The organism is Sphingomonas paludis (assembly GCF_053502515.1).
In genome coordinates this window covers 2,912,160-2,926,308 of the sequence record NZ_CP187558.1, presented here as the reverse complement: position 1 = coordinate 2,926,308, position 14,149 = coordinate 2,912,160, and the positions used below count along the sequence as shown (strand labels likewise).

Below are 14,149 nucleotides of genomic sequence, written 5' to 3'. Positions count from 1 at the left end.
CCCGTCGCCGGGCGAGGATGCCCGGGCGAGGTCAGGACGCAAAACCTGCAAGCGCCGCGATCGTTGCGCATCCCGTCGCTGATCTCGTCGCAAACTGCGGAACTGTTGCCGCAGTGCAACACTGCCCCTAGGGCTGGGTTGACAGCAGATAATCCTGCCGGATCAGATCGATAGGCCGCAGACCGGTCGCGGTTTCGGTGTGCCAGAAGGTCCAGCCGTTACAGGCCGGCGCATCCTGAACCAGCGATCCGACCTTGTGGATCGAACCGGAATGATCGCCACAGCAAATCGATCCATCGGCCAGGATGGTGGCCCGCCAGCGGCGTTTTGCATCGGTCAGCACCTGACCCGGCGTCAGCATGCCGTTTTCGACGAGCAGGCCGAATGCGACGCGCGGCGGCTTCTCCGCCGACTTCATCGATCGAAGCGCGCTTTCGTCCAGCGGCAGGGCGGCATCGATGCGCGCCTGTGCCGCCGCGACATAGGTCGCGTCGCGTTCGATACCGATGAACTTGCGGCCCAGGCGGCGGGCGACCGCGCCCGTGGTGCCAGTGCCGAAAAAGGGATCGAGCACGACATCGCCCGGCTGGGTGCTGGCCAGCATGATGCGATAGAGCAGCGCCTCCGGCTTTTGGGTCGGATGGACCTTGTGCCCGCTATCGTCCTTCAGCCGTTCCTGACCGCCGCAGATGGGGAATTCCCAGTCGGACCGCATCTGCAGTTCGTCGTTCAGGGTCTTCATCGTCTTGTAGTTGAAGGTGTATTTCGCCTTTTCCCCCATCGACGCCCAGATCAGCGTTTCATGGGCGTTGGTAAAGCGCGTGCCCTTGAAATTGGGCATCGGGTTGGCTTTCCGCCAGACGATGTCGTTGAGGATCCAGAAGCCCTGGTTCTGGAGCACATAGCCGACGCGGAAGATGTTGTGATAGCTGCCGATCACCCAGATGGAGCCACCCGGTTTCAGGATGCGGCGCGCCTCGCTCATCCATGCCTCGGTAAAGCGGTCATAGGCGGCCAGGCTGGCAAACTTGTCCCAGTCCTGCGTCACCGCATCGACATGGCTGCCGTCCGGGCGGTGCAGGTCGCCGCCGAGCTGAAGGTTATAGGGCGGATCGGCAAAGATCATGTCGATCGATGCGTCGGGCAGCGACTGCATCGCGGCCACGCAATCGTCCATCAGGATTTCGTCCAGCGGCAGCCGGACGGGTACCGTTACCGCTGCGCGCTGGCCGCGCTTGACCTTTTCCAGAACACCCATGACCAACCCCGGTTAACGACCCCGCGGCCAAAAAGGCGAAAGGCGGGACTCCCGTCAAGCAAACAATGGTTAACGAAAATCCTTGGGATTCCGTTAACTTCCGGAACATTCCGGGGGCGGGGGCAGATGTTGAGTCCGGCGGTTATCCACAGCCCCTAGGGGTTGGGGTGTGGCGAAAAGGACTCATCGATCCGGGCGTCCTTTGCCGCCCCCACCCCGACCCCTCCCCTGAAGGGGAGGGCTTAGGGAAAGGCCCTCACCCTTCCGGCGCGTTGCGCCTCCCTCCCTCTCCCAATGGGAGAGGGAAGGGGCCCGCCGCGAAGCGGTGGGAAAGGTGAGGGTGTTCGGGTCCATCACAGCAGGACCGCCTGCGCGACGGGAGCGAAGCTGCGGCGGTGGAGGGGGGTGGGGCCGAGGGTGCGCAGCGCGGTCAGGTGTGCTGCGCTGCCATAGCCCTTGTTGCTGGCCCAGCCATAGCCGGGATGCGCTGCGTCCGCTTCGCGCATCATCCGGTCGCGGGTGACCTTGGCGACGATGCTGGCGGCCGAGATGCAGGGTTCGATGGCGTCGCCGCCGACGATCCAGCGCGAGCGCCAGCGCCAGTTCGGGCAGCGATTGCCGTCAACCAGCACCTCCGCCGGGTCGCGGCCAAGCCCCTCGACCGCGCGCTCCATGGCCAGCATCGTCGCCCAGAGGATGTTGAGCCGGTCGATCTCCTCCACCTGCGCGACGCCGATGCCGACGGTGCAATGCGCGAGGATCAGCGCGAACAGCGCCTCGCGGCGACGCTCGGTCAGTTTCTTGCTGTCGTCCAGCCCGGGGATGCCGTCAGGGCACAGGATGACCGCCGCCGCCACCACGGGTCCCGCCAGCGGCCCGCGCCCAGCCTCGTCAACACCGGCGATCATTCGGGCGCTGATTCCAGCCGCCAGGGGGGGAAGCGGCGCATCTCGCCCGCCTGATACAGGCAGACGGGATTGCCCGACGGGTCGGTCAGCCGCGCCTCTCGCCAGCCCCAGCGTTCGTCCACCGGCTGTTGCGCCACCGAAATCCCCTGCGATTGCAGATAGGAGACGGTCAGGTCGAGATCGGCACATTCGAAATAGACGACGGCGCGCGCGCCCATCTTTTCCGGGCGTTCGAGCGAGAAGGTGGCCCCGCATTCGCTTTCGAAGCGGGCATATTTGCCGGGGGTCGAGACGATCTGGGTGAGGCCCAGCAGGCGATAGAAATGCTCGCTGGCGGCGATGTCCTCTGCGGGCACCGTCACCTGGTTGAACGCGGGGGCATAGGGGCTGGCGGGCAGATCCAGCCGGACGTTGGCATGGCCCATCGGCCCGTTGCCGCCGCCAAGGTCCGGCGCATCCAGCATGGCGAGGCGGACGAACAGCCGCGCCCGCTCGACCGCGCGGGGCAGGTCCCAGTCCTTGGCCAGTTCCGTGGCGAGCGCGCTGGACAGGGTGCAGCCGGTGCCGTGGGTGGCGCTGCTGTCGATGCGCGGGGCCTGAAACGCGATTTCGGGCGGGCCGTCGCCGGCGGGCTGATAGAGGCGATCGGTGACGATGGGATCGTCGCCATGCCCGCCCTTGACCAGCACCGCCGTGCCGTGTGCCGTGACCAGCGCCGCCGCATCGCCGCCGAGCGCGGTCAGTTCAGGCAGGTTGGGCGTGGTGACGCTGGCGACCCGCATCAGCCGCTCGAACGCGCCGATGGTGGCATCATTGGCCAGCGCCGCGCCGCTGGTGGCGACCATCACCGGATCGAACACGATGGGGATGCCGCGCAGTTCCGCCAGCCGGTCGGCGACGGCCAGCGCGGTGCGGGCCGAGCCGATCATGCCGATCTTGACCGCATCGACGCCGATATCGCGCACCACGCTGTCGATCTGCGCCAGCACCATGTCGGTGGGGACGGGGTGGACGGCATCGACGCCCAAAGTGTTCTGGGCCGTGATCGCGGTGATCGCGGTCATGGCATGGCCGCCCAGCATCGTGACGGTCTTGATATCCGCCTGAATACCCGCGCCGCCGCCGCTGTCGGACCCGGCGATGATGAGGATGCGGGGGATGCTCATCGATTGACGGTTTTGACGAAATGAAAGGGTTTTGCGGGCGACGCGCCGGGGACGCGACGGTGACGCGACAGGGATGCGACGCGACCGACAGGCGCGCGGGGTGGGCAAGGCGGGGAGGAGATCATCGCCAAGCCATGGCATATCGGGGCGGGGGTAGGAAAGGGTGAGCGGGCGGTTGATGGGCGGTCCGCGCTTGCATCGACGGGGCGTCGCGATAGTCTTGGTCGCGTCGTCCTGCCATCGATGAGTGTCCCGATGAACCTGCGTGCCTGTATCTCGGTCGCCGCTCTTGTCTCCGCCGGTATTTCGATGGCCGCGACTGGCCGGGAAGCACCGGGGCGGACCATCGAGGTGCGCAGCGGCGAGACAGTCGAGATGACGGTCAATGGCCAGCCGGTGCGGTTTCGGATGGTGCCGGAGGCGATTTCGGTACCCACCGTCAATGCCGACACGGCGGAGCGCATCGGGCTGAAACCCAGCCTGATCGGCTATGTCTACATCATCGGGCCGGAGCAGATCGGCTTTCGCACGGACAATGTCCGCTATGGCGAGGGGAAGGCATCGTTCCGGGTCCGCACCGCGTTCAGCCAGCGGCAGTTGGTGGCGGGGGCGGACGGGATCGCCGGGCCGGAGACATTTCCGTTCGGCAGGACGAAATTCATCCTGCGCGGCCCGCAGCCGGGCGACCGGGCGATCTCCTTTCCGCTCGATCGCAAGATGGGGGACAGCCAGACCAGCGTCCGCATCGATGTGGGCGGCCGCCCGGTCTATGCCGCGTTCAGCATCGACCGGGCCGAAAGCCTGGTCTCCGCGACGGGCGGCCAGTGGATCGCCGACGCGCATGGCGGGTATTTCGAGGGCGAGGCGCTTGCCGCACCGATCCTGTACGGCGTGTCGCGCCCGGTCCGGTCGCTGAAGCTGCAACGCCCGCTGATGCTGGGCGAGCTGGAGATCCGCAATCTGGCGGTGCGCGTGTCGGACATGGGCAATGCCAGCCGAATCGCCGAGGGTGCAGCGCCTGAGCCGGACCCCAACGAGATCGTCGTCACCGCCGACAGAAAGCGCAAGGTGCCCAATCAGCGGCTGTATATCGGCATGGATACGATCGGGCATTGCGCGTCGATCGACTATGACTTTGCCGCAGGCACCGTGACGCTGATGTGCCCGCCCCGGAGCTGACCGGCGGGGCGGGCGCTACCCGGCGGGGTTACGCCGGGCAGAGGGCGACGCGGCGGGTGCGCTGGTCGATCAGCAGGGTGAAGTGCTGAAGCGCGTGGGCGCCGACGAGCAGTTCGGGGAAGCGATCCGACACGCGAACCTCGACATCGGACAGGGTGGCGGCGCCGATGCGGAAGGGGCCTTTCATGACGGCGCGGCCGGTGCTGATCGACCCGTTGGTCAGCCGCCCCTCGCCAGCCGCCGTCACTGCACTGCCGTCGATCCGGTCGAACAGCGGCTGTGGCAGGACGAAGGCGACGTTGGCGCCGGTATCCAAATTGCCCTCCACCACGGTGTCGCCGATGCGGACGGGCACGCGGAAAGCGCGTTCATAGGACAGTATGCCAGGCCCCTCGCCGGTCAGCGAGACGGCGCGGGTGAAGGTGAGGCGGCGGGCGGGATAGTCGATGACGAGCAGCCCGTCGTCGAAGAAGCCGCGCCCAAGGATGCCGGCAAAGGCGGCGTCGGCGCTCGTCCGACTGGCATAGTCGCGGGTGATGACCTCCAGGTCGCGGCGGACAAGGCCGCCAAGCTCGACCGAGGCTAGGCGGACGGTATCGACGTCTGCCGTGGTGACGCCGTCGGACGACCGGCCGGAGCCGGTGACGGAAAGGCCGAGCGTGCGGACCAGCGCGGCATCGGCGCGGCCCATGCCGCTGGCCCCGGTATCGACTGCGAAATTGTGGGGGCCGGTGCCGTTGACCATGGCAGCGACGTAGATGCGGCCATCGACGACACGGAAGGGCACGCTGACCAGCGGATCGGCGGTGTGGGCCAGGGCACAGGCTGGGGGCGGGGCGGCTGGCTCATCCTGAACGGGGGCATGGGCGGCGAGTGCTGCGCCGATCAGGATCAGGGTGCCGAACATTCATCCTCCGCCCGGTGTGAGTTAGTGTAGTAATACACATCGGACGCCGCGGCGCAATGGCGGCAGGATCAGCTGCGGTGTCGGCGCTCGGTGGAGGCCGGATGGCGCCTCAGCGCGTCGCCGGTCCGGGTTGGCCGGTCCATCAGCTCGCCGCCGCAATTGGGGCAGCGATCGTCCAATGCTTCGGCGCATTCGGTGCAGAAGGTGCATTCGAAGGAGCAGATGAATGCGCCGGGGCGGGCGGCGGGAAGGTCCGTGCCGCAGCGTTCGCAATCGGGGTGCATGGCGAGCATGGGGGCGGGTTAGCGGTTGGGCGAGGGGAGGGGAAGGGCTGGGGGGCTAGGGTGGACGTTCCGGTGAGGGTTTCCGTCGCGGCACGCTGGATGCCGGAACAAGTCCGGCATGACGGGTGAGTAACATTCATCTATCGTCACCCCGGCCTTGTGCCGGGGTCCAGCGGGCGGCAGGGTGCGGGCATGAGGGAGCGGATGCCCTGTGTCTATATCCTGGCCAGTGGTTATTATGGAGCGCTGTATGTGGGCGTGACGTCCGACTTGATCGGGCGGGTGATCCAGCATCGGGAGGGGATAACGGGCGGTTTCACCGAGCGTTATGGTGTGAAGCGCTTGGTATATTTCGAGACGGCAGAGACGATGGAGGCCGCCATCGCGCGCGAGAAGCAGGTGAAGCGGTATCGGCGGGAGTGGAAGCGCAATTTGATCGAGCGGATGAACCCGGAATGGAACGACCTGGCGGTTGGCCTTGGGCTGCCGCCTCTGAGGGAGTAGCGCGCCGAGGTCTGGACCCCGGCAAGAGGCCGGGGTGACGGCGTATTGCGCTGGCTTCTGGATAACCCGTCATGCCGGACTTGTTGCGGCATCCAGGGTGCTGCTGGGCGACAGCTCGAGCGGGATCGCGTGCTGACCGCTGGACCCCGGCACAGGGCCGGGGTGACGGAGGGTGTTAAGCCGCCGCCGCCGCCCTTACCGCGTCGCAGATGCGGTCGACTACCGCTTCCACCTGCGCTGCGTCGTCGCCCTCCGCCATTACCCGGATCACCGGTTCGGTGCCCGACGGGCGGATCACGAGGCGGCCGGTGCCGTTCAGTTCGGCCTCTGCGGCGGCGATGACGTCCTGGACGCTGGTCGCTTCGAGCGGCTTGCCGCCGGCGAAGCGGACATTCTTCAGAAGCTGCGGCACGGGGTCGAAGCGGTGGAGCACTTCGCTGGCGGGCGCGCCGGCGCGCTTGACCTCGGCCAGCACCTGAAGCGCTGCGACCAGGCCGTCGCCGGTGGTGGCATAATCCGACAGGATGATGTGGCCCGACTGTTCGCCGCCGACATTGTATCCCTGCGCCCGCATCGCCTCCAGCACATAGCGGTCGCCGACTCCGGTGCGGATCAGGTCGAGCCCGAGGGTGGCGAGGTGGCGTTCCAGGCCGAGGTTCGACATCACGGTCGCCACCAGGCCCGCTCGGGTCAGCCGCCCGCTGTCCGACCAGCCGCCGGCGATGGTCGCCATCAGCTGATCGCCGTCGACCACGCGACCCTGTTCGTCGCAGACGATCAGCCGGTCGGCATCGCCGTCGAGCGCGATGCCGATGTCCGCGCCGGATGCGACGACGGTTTCGCACATGGTTTCGGGATGGGTGGAGCCGATGCGGTCGTTGATGTTCTTGCCATTGGGATTGACGCCGATAGCGACGATTTCAGCGCCCAGTTCCCACAGGGCCGAGGGCGCGACCTGATAGGCCGCACCATTGGCGCAATCGACGACGATCTTCATGCCATCCAGCCGCAGGTCGTCGGGAAAGGTCGATTTGGCGAAGTGGATATAGCGGCCGCGCGCATCCTCGATCCGGCGGGCACGACCAATATCGCCGGAAGGAGAAAGCGGCACGTCGCTGTCGATCAGCGCCTCGATTGCCGCCTCGTCCGCGTCGGACAGCTTGTAGCCGTCGGGGCCGAACAGCTTGATGCCGTTATCGGCATAGGGGTTGTGGCTGGCCGAGAGCATGACGCCCATGTCGGCGCGCATCGAGCGGGTGAGCATGGCGACGGCGGGCGTGGGCATCGGGCCGACCATCACGACATCGGTGCCGACGCTGGTGAAGCCCGCGACCAGCGCGCTTTCGAGCATATAGCCGGACAGGCGCGTGTCCTTGCCGATGACGACGCGGTGGCGGTGATCGCCGCGGCGGAAATGCGCGCCCGCCGCCATGCCGACCTGCATCGCCATGCGCGCGGTCATCGCGCCGGCATTGGTCGCGCCCCGGATGCCGTCGGTGCCGAAATATTTCCTTGCCATCGCGCGAGCCTGCTCCACCTTGCCGCCATGCGTTGCGGTGCGTCATAGCGCGATGAACGGTTAAGGGCGAGTATGTCACAGGCGACACGGATATTGGCGGCACTGGTCGCGGGACTGGTGCTGGGGATCGGCATGGGGGAGTGGGCACCCGATGCCGCGCTGCGCGTCGTGGGGTGGACCGATCCGGTCGGCACATTGTGGCTGAACGGCCTGCGCATGACCATCGTGCCGCTGGTCGTCGCGCTGCTGGTCGTCGGCATCGCCAAGGCGGCGAAGGCGGCGAGCGCGACGGCCTTTGCGGGCAAGGTGCTTGCGCGGTTCGTCGCGCTGCTCTGGCTGTTTTCCACGCTGGGCGGACTGATGACGCTGGGGTTGCTGGAATTGTTTCCGATGCCGCGCGAATCCGCCGATGCGCTGCGCGGGGCGCTAAGCGGAGCGGGCGATGTCGGCGAGGTGCCGCCGTTCGTCGAGTTCATCAAGGGAATGGTGCCGACCAACCCGATCACAGCGGCGGCAACCGACGAATTGCTGCCGCTGATCGTGTTCACGCTTGTCTTCGCCTTTGCCGTGGTGCGGTTGCCCGAGGAACAGCGCGGGCGGCTTGTCGGGCTATTCGATGCGATCGGCGATGCGATGATCATCATCATCAATTGGGTGCTGTGGCTGGCCCCGATCGGCGTGACGGCGCTGGCATTCGGGCTTGGTGCGCGGACGGGCAGCGCGGCGCTGGGGGCGCTGGCTCATTATGTGCTGATCGTATCGTCGGTGGGCGTGGCGATCTTCCTGGCGGCGTTTGCGGTGGCGGCGGCGGGCAAGCGGTCGCCCGGTGCCTTTTCGCGGGCGATGCTGCCGGTCTGGGCGGTGGCGATCAGCACGCAATCGTCGCTGGCAAGCCTGCCCGCGATGCTGCGCGCGGCGGAAACGCTGAAGGCACCGGCGGCGCAATCGGGCGTCATCCTGCCGATGGCGGTGGCGATTTTCCGCGCGACCAGCCCGACGATGAACGTCGCCGTCGCCTTCTATATCGCCCATTGGTACGGGATCGAGCTGACCCCCTATAGCGTCGCCATCGGCATCGCGGCGGCGGCGATCACCACGATGGGATCGGTGGGGCTGCCCGGCACGATCAGCTTCGTCACCTCGATCGCGCCGATCAATTCGGCAATCGGCGTGCCGATCGAGCCGCTGGCGCTGCTGGTGGCGGTGGAGACGATCCCCGACATCTTCCGCACGGTCGGCAATGTGACAATGGACGTGGCGGTGACCGCCGCCGTGGCGGGCGAGGACGAGGCGGCGGCGAGCGGCGGGTCGGACGTGCCAATCGGCGCGGCGTGAGGGCGCTGCACAATATTGCTTAACCGGTCGGCGCATTGCCTTAGCCAGTCTGTGCAATCGTTCCTCCATCCTCCAGGCGTAAGCCATTGGAGAGAAGGAGAGGATCATGAAGATCCGCGTGCTTGTCGTCGATGATTCCGTGACCATCCGGGCGATGCTGGACAGCGTTTTCGAACGGGATCCGGAGATCGATGTGGTTGGCGAGGCGGCTGATGCCGCCCAGGCGATGACGATGATCCGCAGGCTCTATCCCGACGTCGTGACGTTGGACATCGCCATGCCGGGCATGGACGGCATCGCGCTGCTCGACCTGATCCTCGCCACGACCAAGGCGCACCCGGTGATGCTGAGCGGACGTGCGGAGGCGCGGTGCGAATCCATGGATCACGGCGCGCTCGGCTTTTTCGACAAGGCGCAGATCATTCGGCGGGCGCCGGAGCTGCGCCGATTGATCAAGCGGGCGGCCGAGGGAAAGGTCCAACCGCAGGTGCAGACGTGAGGGGACGAAGCTGTCGCGGCTGGTCGGTCGTCGGGCAGGTTGAAGCGCGCATTGCACGATAGCTTGACCGGTGCGCAGGGACGGGCGATCACCGGTGGTGATGGACGCCCCCGCCAGCCTGCCGCCGCGCCGCCGCGTCTCCACCCGCACGAGCACGCTCTATGGCGCAGGGGCCATCGCCTACGGCGTCAAGGATTTCTGTTTCTCGACCTTTCTGCTGCTGTTCTACAACCAGGTGCTGGGCCTGTCGGCGGCGCAGGTGGGGCTGGTGATCGGGGCCGCGCTGATCATCGATGCCTTTGTCGATCCGGCGATCGGATTTCTGTCGGACCGGACGCGCAGCCGTTGGGGGCGGCGGCATCCGTGGATGTACGGCGCGGCGCTGCCCATCGGGCTTGGCTGGCTGATGCTGTGGAACCCGCCGGAATGGACTGGCGGCGCGCTGCTCGGCTGGCTGTTCGTCATGGCGGTAGTCGTGCGCAGCGCCGTGTCCGCCTATGAGGTGCCGAGCCAGGCGCTAAGCCCCGAACTGACCGCCGATTACGACGATCGCACCCGGATCATGGCCTATCGCTACGTCTTTGGCTGGCTGGGCGGGCTGGGGATGCTGATCCTGACGTACGGCGTGTTCCTGAACGGGCCGGACGGGGTGCTGGACCGGCAGGGCTATGTCGGGTTTTCGCTGGCCGGAGCGGCGCTGATCGTGGGGGTGATCCTGTTGTCCGCCATCGGCACCCACCGCGAGATCGGGCGGTTGTCGCGCCCGCCGGCCGAGCGGCAGACGCTGGCCGGATATCTGGGCGAGATCGGCGCGAGCGTGCGCAACCGGGCGTTCCTGATCCTGATGGGCGGCGGCCTGTTCTATTTCGTGGCACAGGGGGTCAGTTTCGGCCTGTCCAATTACCTGTATGTCCATGTGTGGCGGATGGCCGGGGCGGATTTCACCTGGCTGGGGCTGGTGCTGCTGGCAGGCGCGGTCGCCGCGTTCGTGATCGCGCCGCGGCTCGGGCGGCGGCTGGGCAAGCCGGTGGCGGCGATGACCACCATGGCGCTGACCGCGGTGCTGAACGGCTTGCCCTATTGGCTGCGGCTGGCGGGGCTGTTCCCGGAACCGGGCGACCCGATGCTGATGCCGGTGCTGTTCGCCCTGTATTTCATCAACGGCGCGACGGCGGTGAGTTCCACCATCCTGCTGGCATCGATGCTGGCCGATGTGGTCGAGCATTCGGAAGCGGATACCGGGCGGCGGTCGGAAGGCCTGTTCTTTGCCGGGCTGTTCTTTGTCCAGAAATGCACCAGCGGCGTGGGCATCGCCGTGGTCGGCGCCATCCTGTCCGTCATCGAATTCCCCACCGGGGCCGCGCCGGGCACGGTGCCGGTGGCGGTGATCGACCGGCTGAGCTTCGCCTTTGCCGCCATTTACCTGAGCCTGGGGCTGGTGGCGGCGCTGTTCTACCGCGCCTTTCCCTTTGGCCGGGTCGAGCATGAGGCGCGGCTCGACCGGCTGGCGGGCCGCTGATCCCGGATGATGCGCCGCCGCCCGCCGAATCGGTCGCTGGGGGCGCGGATCGGCGGCGGCATTGCAGCGGCGATTGCCGGGCTTGGCCTGATCGCGGCGGTTGTGGTGGGGTTGCGGGTATCGGGCGTGGTCGAGGCGGGCGGGGCGCTGGACGTGTTCGACGTCGCCATCCCGCCGCCGCCGCCGCCCGCGCCGGTCCCCGCCGCCGAGCCGGTAATGGGCGAGGCGGAGGGTGCGGCGGCACCGCCCGCGCTGCGCGCCCGGCCAAAGGCCGTGGTGGCCCCGCCCGTCCCCCGCCCGCGCCCCGCGCCGATCGCAGCGCCGCCGATTGCGGGCGAGGGTAATCAGGCCAGCGCCGGGGCCAGCGACCGGGCGGGGCCCGGCACCGGCGCGGGGGGCAGCGGCAACGGGACGGGCAGCGGCGGCACCGGAACGGGCACAGGCAGCGGTGGCGGCGGGCTGAAACGGGTGGCCGGCAGCATCAGCAACCGCGATTATCCCGCCAGCGCCTATCGCGCGGGCGCGGGCGGCCGGGTGATCGTGACGCTGGACGTGGATGCGCGCGGGCGGGTGACGGGCTGTGCGGTCATGCGGTCGAGCGGGACGCAGGCGCTGGACGATGCGACCTGTACCCTGGCGCGCAAGCGGTTCCGATATACCCCGGCGCGCGATGCCGACGGGCGGGCCGTGGCGGGCCAGGCGGGATACCGCCAGGACTGGTGGCTGGAGGGACAGGCGCGACCGCCCGAGTAGCGCGGACCGCACATGCGAAAGGGGCGGCGGGACCATCGCCCCGCCGCCCCCGGCATACCAAACGGCGTGAGCCGATTAGTTGGCGCTGCCCATCGTGCTCGACACGTTGTTGAACGTGGTCTTCAGCTCGTTGCCCAGGCCCTGCATCGCGGCAATCGCGGCGACGGCGATCAGCGCGGCGATCAGGCCGTATTCGATGGCGGTGGCGGCCTTCTTGTTCTTCAGGAACGTGCGAATCTTCATCATTTTCCGGTCTCCAAGATTGAAAACGTCTTCAATTTTACCCGGCTCAACCGGGCGTCTTTCCCGGATCAGCAAGGGCATTTAAGCGCGACAGGGTTGAAAATTGTTTAAGCAGACCGTCGATTTCTGCGTATTTTCCGTCGCCCGCATCGACGGTCAACTGGCGTTGACGACCTTGTCGGACACGTCGTTCCACATGGTCGTCGTGGTATCGGCCAGGAAATGCACAGCCCCGATCATGGCGATCACGACCAGCGACACGATCAGGCCATATTCGATCGCCGTCCCGCCCCGCCGATCGCGGGCCAGGCACATGAGCGCTTTGACAAGGCTGGCAAACACCGCGATCTCCCGCATGAACGCCGCAGGCTAGCAAAAGGGGGTTAACGAATTGCGCAACCTGGATCCGGAACATGGGGCAAAGCTGCTGCTGGTCACGGCCGCCGCGATGATCGATGCCGATGGCCGGTTGCTGGTGCAGCAGCGCCCGCCGGGTACTGCCATGGCCGGGCTGTGGGAGTTTCCGGGCGGCAAGGTGGAGCCGGGCGAAACGCCGGAGGCGGCGCTGATCCGCGAGCTGGACGAGGAACTGGGCGTGACCGTCGATCACAGCTGCCTGGCCCCCGCCGTATTTGCCAGCGAGCCGCTGGACGGACGGCACCTGCTGCTGCTGGTCTATGTCCTGCGCAAATGGACGGGGATCCCGCAGGCGCGCCATGCGACGGCGCTGGCGTGGAAAAAGCCGTTCGAACTGCACGCGCTGGCGATGCCGCCGGCGGACCGGCCGCTGATCGGATTGCTGGAGCTGCTGGTCTAGTAGAAGCGGGCGAGGGTGAGTTGTCGCTGCCCGCCGTTGCACAAGGCGACGGAAAGGGCGCGGCCCGGCGTGCCGGCCAGCACCGACAGGTCGGCCTGAGCCGCCTGGGTTCCGTCGACCGCGCAGATGCGGTCGTCGGGGGTGAATCCCGCCTGTTCCGCCGGGCTGCCGCGCATGACGTGGAGGACGGTCAGCCGGTCGCCCGCCCGGCCAAGGATCAGGCCGCTGGTCGAGCGCAGCGGGCTGGTATCCGGTTCGACCCGGCCGAGCACCATGCGCCCGGCACCGGGGTCGAGCAGCACGCGGAACCGCTGAAGCAGGCCGGCACCGATGCGCGCCGACAGGCGGCGGTCGGCGATATGGCCCCCGGCATCCTCGATCCGCGCCTCGACCTGGCGGGTGACGACGTCGCCCAGATCGGCGCGCTCGATCACGGCGATCCCCGTCGTCACCGCGCCGCCGACCCCCCAGCCGATGGTCGTGGATTCGCCGTCATGCCGAAAGGCCGCGCGGTCCCATCCCTGGCGGCTGAGCGTCAGCGCGGCACCGTCGCCGGTGTCGATCAGCGCCGGGCCGATGGTCTGGCCGGCAAGGCCGAGCGGCGTGACATAGCCCGGTGCCAGCGGCAGGACGCTGCCCGCAAAGCTCAGGCGGCCGCTGGGCAGCAGGCGGAAACGGCGGGTGGCGAAATCGATGTCGAGCGCATGATCGCCAAGGATATCGGCGCCGATCACCATGGATACGGGTCTGCCATTGCCGGTGGCGCGGCCGGGCAGGGCCAGCACGGCCAGTTGCCGGTCGCCCAAGGTCAGCGCGCCGAGGCCGATGGCTGCAACCTGCGTCCAGCGCAGCGATGCCCGGCCGCCGATCGCATCTGCCCGGCCCTGGCCCCGCAAGCGCAGGTTCAGCGCAGCGGCGGCCTGTGCGTCGATGACGCTGTGGCTGGCGCCGGTGTCGAGCAGCGCATGGAGCGGGCGGCCATCGACGGTGAGCAGAAAGGCGATCTGGTTGCCGGGGGTGCGATCGAAGGCGATCCAGCCGCTGTCGTCCGCTCGGGCAGGCGCGGCCAGGGCCAATAGCGCGAACAGGGCGAGAAGGAGCCGCATATGTGCAGGCTAGGCGGGGCCTCGGCCACGCGCCAGCCGCTTCCGCCGCTGGTTAATGTCCCGCAATGGGCGGGCGGGGGTCGATACCGGGCAGTGAGGCGACTGTCGTGCGACCCGACCCCACCCCAACCCCTCCCCTGAAGGGGAGGGGC

16 protein-coding genes are annotated in these 14,149 nt (G+C 67.9%); 7 read left to right on the top strand and 9 right to left on the bottom strand.

Annotated elements, in window-relative coordinates; genetic code table 11:
• Positions 1 to 127 precede the first annotated feature (127 nt).
• The 3 genes from ACPVPU_RS14210 to thiD all read right to left on the bottom strand — a co-directional run bounded on the left by ACPVPU_RS14210 (position 128) and on the right by thiD (position 3,332).
• On the bottom strand, positions 128 to 1,258 hold the full coding sequence (locus tag ACPVPU_RS14210; protein ID WP_448658618.1) for a DNA methyltransferase: 1,131 nt from the start codon (positions 1,256 to 1,258) through the stop codon (positions 128 to 130).
• 353 nt (positions 1,259 to 1,611) lie between these two features.
• The gene (locus ACPVPU_RS14205; protein ID WP_448658617.1) at positions 1,612 to 2,166 is read right to left on the bottom strand and encodes a ribonuclease HII; all 555 of its coding nucleotides are present in this window, start codon (positions 2,164 to 2,166) and stop codon (positions 1,612 to 1,614) included.
• Complete coding sequence (gene thiD, locus ACPVPU_RS14200; protein WP_448658616.1) at positions 2,163 to 3,332, bottom strand: bifunctional hydroxymethylpyrimidine kinase/phosphomethylpyrimidine kinase; 1,170 nt, start codon at positions 3,330 to 3,332, stop codon at positions 2,163 to 2,165. The genes ACPVPU_RS14205 and thiD overlap by 4 nt, the downstream gene beginning before the upstream one ends.
• A gap of 255 nt (positions 3,333 to 3,587) precedes the next feature.
• Between thiD and ACPVPU_RS14195 the strand changes: the two genes are divergently transcribed.
• Complete coding sequence (locus ACPVPU_RS14195) at positions 3,588 to 4,511, top strand: hypothetical protein (RefSeq protein WP_448658615.1); 924 nt, start codon at positions 3,588 to 3,590, stop codon at positions 4,509 to 4,511.
• Positions 4,512 to 4,539: 28 nt separating this feature from the next.
• On the opposite strand, the gene ACPVPU_RS14190 is transcribed toward ACPVPU_RS14195, so the two are convergent.
• Both ACPVPU_RS14190 and ACPVPU_RS14185 read right to left on the bottom strand, forming a co-directional pair.
• Entirely contained in the window at positions 4,540 to 5,418 is an 879-nt protein-coding gene (locus ACPVPU_RS14190) for an aspartyl protease family protein (protein ID WP_448658613.1), read from the bottom strand.
• Positions 5,419 to 5,486: 68 nt separating this feature from the next.
• Complete coding sequence (locus ACPVPU_RS14185; protein ID WP_448658612.1) at positions 5,487 to 5,711, bottom strand: DUF1272 domain-containing protein; 225 nt, start codon at positions 5,709 to 5,711, stop codon at positions 5,487 to 5,489.
• 183 nt (positions 5,712 to 5,894) lie between these two features.
• Here ACPVPU_RS14185 and ACPVPU_RS14180 point away from each other — a divergent pair, with 183 nt between their 5' ends.
• Positions 5,895 to 6,206, top strand: coding sequence for a GIY-YIG nuclease family protein (locus ACPVPU_RS14180; protein WP_448658611.1), 312 nt, complete (start codon positions 5,895 to 5,897; stop codon positions 6,204 to 6,206).
• 175 nt (positions 6,207 to 6,381) lie between these two features.
• On the opposite strand, the gene glmM is transcribed toward ACPVPU_RS14180, so the two are convergent.
• Positions 6,382 to 7,725, bottom strand: a complete 1,344-nt coding sequence (glmM, locus tag ACPVPU_RS14175; RefSeq protein WP_448658610.1) for a phosphoglucosamine mutase — start codon at positions 7,723 to 7,725, stop codon at positions 6,382 to 6,384.
• A 72-nt stretch (positions 7,726 to 7,797) separates the two neighbouring features.
• Here glmM and ACPVPU_RS14170 point away from each other — a divergent pair, with 72 nt between their 5' ends.
• The 4 genes from ACPVPU_RS14170 to ACPVPU_RS14155 all read left to right on the top strand — a co-directional run bounded on the left by ACPVPU_RS14170 (position 7,798) and on the right by ACPVPU_RS14155 (position 11,831).
• Positions 7,798 to 9,060 (top strand): dicarboxylate/amino acid:cation symporter, encoded by a 1,263-nt coding sequence (locus ACPVPU_RS14170; RefSeq protein ID WP_448658609.1) that lies wholly within the window; start codon positions 7,798 to 7,800, stop codon positions 9,058 to 9,060.
• Positions 9,061 to 9,166: 106 nt separating this feature from the next.
• Entirely contained in the window at positions 9,167 to 9,559 is a 393-nt protein-coding gene (locus ACPVPU_RS14165; protein ID WP_448658608.1) for a response regulator, read from the top strand.
• A 100-nt stretch (positions 9,560 to 9,659) separates the two neighbouring features.
• Positions 9,660 to 11,078 (top strand): MFS transporter, encoded by a 1,419-nt coding sequence (locus ACPVPU_RS14160; RefSeq protein ID WP_448660532.1) that lies wholly within the window; start codon positions 9,660 to 9,662, stop codon positions 11,076 to 11,078.
• 6 nt (positions 11,079 to 11,084) lie between these two features.
• On the top strand, positions 11,085 to 11,831 hold the full coding sequence (locus tag ACPVPU_RS14155; RefSeq protein ID WP_448658607.1) for an energy transducer TonB: 747 nt from the start codon (positions 11,085 to 11,087) through the stop codon (positions 11,829 to 11,831).
• Positions 11,832 to 11,906: 75 nt separating this feature from the next.
• Here the strand turns inward: ACPVPU_RS14155 and ACPVPU_RS14150 are convergent, their stop codons facing one another.
• Together ACPVPU_RS14150 and ACPVPU_RS14145 are read right to left on the bottom strand one after the other, a co-directional pair.
• The gene (locus ACPVPU_RS14150) at positions 11,907 to 12,077 is read right to left on the bottom strand and encodes a Flp family type IVb pilin (protein ID WP_448658605.1); all 171 of its coding nucleotides are present in this window, start codon (positions 12,075 to 12,077) and stop codon (positions 11,907 to 11,909) included.
• A 153-nt stretch (positions 12,078 to 12,230) separates the two neighbouring features.
• The gene (locus ACPVPU_RS14145) at positions 12,231 to 12,431 is read right to left on the bottom strand and encodes a Flp family type IVb pilin (protein ID WP_448658604.1); all 201 of its coding nucleotides are present in this window, start codon (positions 12,429 to 12,431) and stop codon (positions 12,231 to 12,233) included.
• Between the two features lie 91 nt (positions 12,432 to 12,522).
• Here ACPVPU_RS14145 and ACPVPU_RS14140 point away from each other — a divergent pair, with 91 nt between their 5' ends.
• On the top strand, positions 12,523 to 12,891 hold the full coding sequence (locus ACPVPU_RS14140; RefSeq protein ID WP_448660530.1) for a (deoxy)nucleoside triphosphate pyrophosphohydrolase: 369 nt from the start codon (positions 12,523 to 12,525) through the stop codon (positions 12,889 to 12,891).
• Here the strand turns inward: ACPVPU_RS14140 and ACPVPU_RS14135 are convergent.
• Positions 12,888 to 13,997 carry an aspartyl protease family protein gene (locus ACPVPU_RS14135; protein WP_448658602.1) on the bottom strand — a complete coding sequence of 370 codons (1,110 nt, stop codon included), beginning with the start codon at positions 13,995 to 13,997 and terminating at the stop codon, positions 12,888 to 12,890. The two genes, ACPVPU_RS14140 and ACPVPU_RS14135, sit on opposite strands and share 4 nt — an antisense overlap.
• Positions 13,998 to 14,149: the final 152 nt, after the last annotated feature.

What these genes read in the sequence shown, in the direction of transcription:
- ACPVPU_RS14210 (WP_448658618.1), bottom strand. Translation starts at nt 1,258, where the DNA reads ATGGGTGTTCTGGAAAAGGTCAAGCGCGGCCAGCGCGCAGCGGTAACG.
- ACPVPU_RS14205 (WP_448658617.1), bottom strand. Translation starts at nt 2,166, where the DNA reads ATGATCGCCGGTGTTGACGAGGCTGGGCGCGGGCCGCTGGCGGGACCC.
- thiD (WP_448658616.1), bottom strand. Translation starts at nt 3,332, where the DNA reads ATGAGCATCCCCCGCATCCTCATCATCGCCGGGTCCGACAGCGGCGGC.
- ACPVPU_RS14195 (WP_448658615.1), top strand. Translation starts at nt 3,588, where the DNA reads ATGAACCTGCGTGCCTGTATCTCGGTCGCCGCTCTTGTCTCCGCCGGT.
- ACPVPU_RS14190 (WP_448658613.1), bottom strand. Translation starts at nt 5,418, where the DNA reads ATGTTCGGCACCCTGATCCTGATCGGCGCAGCACTCGCCGCCCATGCC.
- ACPVPU_RS14185 (WP_448658612.1), bottom strand. Translation starts at nt 5,711, where the DNA reads ATGCTCGCCATGCACCCCGATTGCGAACGCTGCGGCACGGACCTTCCC.
- ACPVPU_RS14180 (WP_448658611.1), top strand. Translation starts at nt 5,895, where the DNA reads ATGAGGGAGCGGATGCCCTGTGTCTATATCCTGGCCAGTGGTTATTAT.
- glmM (WP_448658610.1), bottom strand. Translation starts at nt 7,725, where the DNA reads ATGGCAAGGAAATATTTCGGCACCGACGGCATCCGGGGCGCGACCAAT.
- ACPVPU_RS14170 (WP_448658609.1), top strand. Translation starts at nt 7,798, where the DNA reads ATGTCACAGGCGACACGGATATTGGCGGCACTGGTCGCGGGACTGGTG.
- ACPVPU_RS14165 (WP_448658608.1), top strand. Translation starts at nt 9,167, where the DNA reads ATGAAGATCCGCGTGCTTGTCGTCGATGATTCCGTGACCATCCGGGCG.
- ACPVPU_RS14160 (WP_448660532.1), top strand. Translation starts at nt 9,660, where the DNA reads ATGGACGCCCCCGCCAGCCTGCCGCCGCGCCGCCGCGTCTCCACCCGC.
- ACPVPU_RS14155 (WP_448658607.1), top strand. Translation starts at nt 11,085, where the DNA reads ATGATGCGCCGCCGCCCGCCGAATCGGTCGCTGGGGGCGCGGATCGGC.
- ACPVPU_RS14150 (WP_448658605.1), bottom strand. Translation starts at nt 12,077, where the DNA reads ATGATGAAGATTCGCACGTTCCTGAAGAACAAGAAGGCCGCCACCGCC.
- ACPVPU_RS14145 (WP_448658604.1), bottom strand. Translation starts at nt 12,431, where the DNA reads ATGCGGGAGATCGCGGTGTTTGCCAGCCTTGTCAAAGCGCTCATGTGC.
- ACPVPU_RS14140 (WP_448660530.1), top strand. Translation starts at nt 12,523, where the DNA reads ATGATCGATGCCGATGGCCGGTTGCTGGTGCAGCAGCGCCCGCCGGGT.
- ACPVPU_RS14135 (WP_448658602.1), bottom strand. Translation starts at nt 13,997, where the DNA reads ATGCGGCTCCTTCTCGCCCTGTTCGCGCTATTGGCCCTGGCCGCGCCT.